This window comes from Plebeiibacterium marinum (assembly GCF_026013615.1).
GTDB classification, from domain to species: Bacteria; Bacteroidota; Bacteroidia; order Bacteroidales; family Marinilabiliaceae; genus Saccharicrinis; species Saccharicrinis marinus_A.
The window spans coordinates 1-2,914 of sequence record NZ_JAPDPI010000099.1 but is presented as its reverse complement, the minus strand read 5'-3'; the positions used below and the strand labels follow the sequence as shown (position 1 = coordinate 2,914).

Annotated in this window: 1 rRNA gene; it reads left to right on the top strand. The window is 49.6% G+C overall.

The window, feature by feature from the left end:
- Window positions 1–79: 79 nt before the first annotated feature.
- Window positions 80–2,878, top strand: a 23S ribosomal RNA gene (locus OM074_RS20955).
- The last annotated feature ends 36 nt before the right edge of the window (window positions 2,879–2,914 follow it).

Below are 2,914 nucleotides of genomic sequence, written 5' to 3'. Positions count from 1 at the left end.
AAAAACGTACATTGACATATTGGCAAAACAATCAAAATCATAGGTTAGCTTTAACGCGAGAGTGTTAAGCTTAACCAACAAGAAAGTAAGCAAGGGCGCACGGCGGATGCCTAGGCTTTCAGAGGCGAAGAAAGACGTGATAAGCTGCGATAAGCCATGGGGAGGAGCAAATATCTATTGATCCGTGGATTTCTGAATGGGGCAACCCAGTATATTGAAGATATACTATCCCTACGGGGAGGCAAACCCGGGGAACTGAAACATCTAAGTACCCGGAGGAGAAGAAAACAAAAGTGATTCCCAAAGTAGCGGCGAGCGAAATGGGACCAGCCCAAACCAATGTCGTTCAGGCGATATTGGGGTTGTAGGACTGAGACATGGGATTATTAATGAAGTGGAGCGTTTTGGAAAGAACGGCCAAAGAGTGTGACAGCCACGTACACGTAAGTTGATATGACCTATCAGTATCCTGAGTAGCGCGGGACACGAGAAATCCTGTGTGAAACTGCCAGGCCCATCTGGTAAGGCTAAATACTCCTGAAAGACCGATAGTGAACCAGTACCGTGAGGGAAAGGTGAAAAGTACCCCGAACAGGGGAGTGAAATAGTACCTGAAACCGTGCGCTTACAAGCGGTCGGAGCTGTGTATGCAGTGACGGCGTGCCTTTTGCATAATGAGCCTACGAGTTAGTCGTAGTTAGCGAGGTTAAGTTGTTCAGCAACGTAGCCGAAGCGAAAGCGAGTCTGAACAGGGCGTTCAGTTAGCTGCGCTAGACGCGAAACCAGGTGATCTACCCATGGTCAGGTTGAAGTTCCGGTAACACGGAATGGAGGACCGAACCAGTTCACGTTGAAAAGTGTTTGGATGAACTGTGGGTAGGGGTGAAAGGCCAATCAAACCTGGAAATAGCTCGTACTCCCCGAAATGCATTTAGGTGCAGCCTTTAATTAATCTTACAGAGGTAGAGCTACTGATTGGACGAGAGGGCTTCACCGCCTATCAACTCCTGATAAACTCCGAATGCTGTAAGATGATGTTAAGGAGTGAGGGCATGGGTGCTAAGGTCCATGTCCGAAAGGGAAAGAACCCGGACCATCAGCTAAGGTCCCCAAATGTATACTAAGTTGAACAAACGCGGTTTGATTGCATAGACAGCTAGGATGTTGGCTTGGAAGCAGCCATTCATTTAAAGAGTGCGTAACAGCTCACTAGTCGAGCGATCGAGCATGGATAATAATCGGGCATAAGTATACTACCGAAGCTATGGATTGTAATTTATTACAGTGGTAGGGGAGCATTCCAACCGCCTAGAAGCCAAATGGTGATGTTTGGTGGAGCAGTTGGAAAAGCAAATGTAGGCATAAGTAACGATAATGCGGGCGAGAAACCCGCACGCCGAAAGACTCAGGTTTCCTGATCAACGCTAATCGGATCAGGGTTAGTCGGGACCTAACGCGAACCCGAAAGGGGTAGTGGATGGCAAGCAGGTTAATATTCCTGCACCTGCTATACAATAAAAGTGACGTATTGGTGAGATTGCTACGTGCTGACGGAATAGCACGTTGAGCCTAGGCTTCGGCCGAAGCGAAGCAGAGCAGCCGGTACCGAGAAAAGCGAGTATAGCGGCCCGTACCGTAAACGGACACACGTAGTTGGGTTGAGTATACTAAGGCGCTCGAGTGATTCATGGTTAAGGAACTCGGCAAATTGGCCCCGTAACTTCGGGATAAGGGGCGCCCCGCTTAACGGCGGGGCCGCAGAGAAATGGTGCATGCGACTGTTTATCAAAAACACATGGCTTTGCAAATTCGAAAGAAGACGTATAAGGCCTGACACCTGCCCGGTGCCGGAAGGTTAAGAGGAGAGCTTAGCGTAAGCGAAGGTTTGAATTGAAGCCCCGGTAAACGGCGGCCGTAACTATAACGGTCCTAAGGTAGCGAAATTCCTTGTCGGGTAAGTTCCGACCTGCACGAATGGTGTAACGATGTGCACACTGTCTCGACCATGAGCTCGGTGAAATTGTAGTATCGGTGAAGATGCCGATTACCCGCAACGGGACGGAAAGACCCCGTGAACCTTTACTGCAACTTAACATTGGTTGTGGGTAAGTAATGTGTAGGATAGGTCGGAGACATTGATGCTGCGTCGCCAGGCGTAGTTTAGTCACCCTTGAAATACGACCCTTTGCTTATCTGTGGCCTAACGGTTTTTAACCGGACATTGTTTGGTGGGTAGTTTGACTGGGGTGGTCGCCTCCAAAAGAGTAACGGAGGCTTTCAAAGGTTTCCTCAGGACGATTGGTAACCGTCCGCAGAGTGTAATGGCACAAGGAAGCTTGACTGTGAGACCGACAAGTCGACCAGGTACGAAAGTAGGACATAGTGATCCGGTGGTTCCGCATGGAAGGGCCATCGCTCAAAGGATAAAAGGTACTCCGGGGATAACAGGCTGATCGCTCCCAAGAGCTCATATCGACGGAGCGGTTTGGCACCTCGATGTCGGCTCGTCACATCCTGGGGCTGGAGAAGGTCCCAAGGGTTGGGCTGTTCGCCCATTAAAGTGGCACGCGAGCTGGGTTCAGAACGTCGTGAGACAGTTCGGTCCCTATCTGTTGTGGGCGTAGGATATTTGAGAAGGCCTGACGTTAGTACGAGAGGACCGCGTTGGACATACCTCTGGTGTACCAGTTGTTCCGCCAGGAGCACCGCTGGGTAGCTAAGTGTGGAAGGGATAAGTGCTGAAAGCATCTAAGCACGAAGCCTGCTTCAAGATGAGATATCCTTACAGGGACGTTAGAGACGATGACGTTGATAGGCTGCAGGTGTAAAGGTGGTAACACCAAAGCCGAGCAGTACTAATTACCCGAAACTTTTAGTTGGGCGTTTAAGCATAGACTGTGATTTTGATTGAGCT